This is a genomic window from Microbulbifer sp. JSM ZJ756 (genome assembly GCF_044383805.1).
Taxonomy (GTDB): Bacteria; Pseudomonadota; Gammaproteobacteria; order Pseudomonadales; family Cellvibrionaceae; genus Microbulbifer; species Microbulbifer zhoushanensis.
The window spans coordinates 1-1,001 of record NZ_JBISER010000028.1; the positions used below are offsets into that span (position 1 = coordinate 1).

Annotated in this window: 2 tRNA genes and 2 rRNA genes; all 4 read left to right on the top strand. The window is 49.9% G+C overall.

Going from position 1 to position 1,001, the window contains the following annotated elements:
- A 16S ribosomal RNA gene (locus tag ACH6CX_RS18460) occupies nucleotides 1-68 on the top strand; the annotation flags it as partial.
- A gap of 129 nt (nucleotides 69-197) precedes the next feature.
- A tRNA-Ile gene (locus ACH6CX_RS18465) sits at nucleotides 198-274 on the top strand.
- 122 nt (nucleotides 275-396) lie between these two features.
- Nucleotides 397-472: transfer RNA gene (locus ACH6CX_RS18470), tRNA-Ala, on the top strand.
- Between the two features lie 266 nt (nucleotides 473-738).
- A 23S ribosomal RNA gene (locus ACH6CX_RS18475) occupies nucleotides 739-1,001 on the top strand; the annotation flags it as partial.

Sequence of the window (1,001 nt, forward strand, 5' to 3'; positions counted from 1 at the left end):
GATTCATGACTGGGGTGAAGTCGTAACAAGGTAGCCCTAGGGGAACCTGGGGCTGGATCACCTCCTTAAACGATTATCGAGAGTTGTTTCGTAAGTGCTCACACGCATTGCTTGATCGTACTGATGATGTTGGAAGTCAGTAATGCCCGTTGGGCGGGCCTACGGCCCTGAGGTTAATCCCTGGGGCAGCAAGTTTTAGGCCTGTAGCTCAGCTGGTTAGAGCGCACCCCTGATAAGGGTGAGGTCGGCAGTTCAAGTCTGCCCAGGCCTACCAAATTTTCCTCATGCGGCGTTATTTCGTCACTTGCATAGCAGGCTATGCGGCGTGACAAAATGCCTTGCCTGAGAGAAATTACCACTAACAAACTGAAGAGTTGGTTAGGGTCTTATCAAAATGGGGCTATAGCTCAGCTGGGAGAGCGCCTGCCTTGCACGCAGGAGGTCAGCGGTTCGATCCCGCTTAGCTCCACCATTTCCTGACGCCACATCAAAGATCAGAAAGCTGGGCTTTCGAGGTATCTCGAAGTCTGAGAATGAGAGTTCAGCTTTCTGATTTTTACATCAGATGTTCTTTAACAAGGTGAAATATTTTGTAGTAATACACTGCAAGGCGAGGTTGAGTACTTAACACATACTCAACATCAATATTGTGTGTCTCTCAAGCACACAGTCCGGCGTCCGGGCCAGTTTTTGACTGAGTCTGGATGTTCAAATCGTTAGTAGTCGTTTGTGTTGTATGGTCAAGCGACTAAGCGTATACGGTGGATGCCTTGGCAGCTGGAGGCGATGAAGGACGTAGGAGCCTGCGATAAGCCCTGGGGAGTCGGCACACAGACTTTGATCCAGGGATTTCCGAATGGGGAAACCCACCTGTTTTACAGGTATCCCTAACTGAATACATAGGTTAGGGAGGCGAACCCGGGGAACTGAAACATCTAAGTACCCGGAGGAAAAGAAATCAACCGAGATTCCCTGAGTAGCGGCGAGCGAAAGGGGATTAG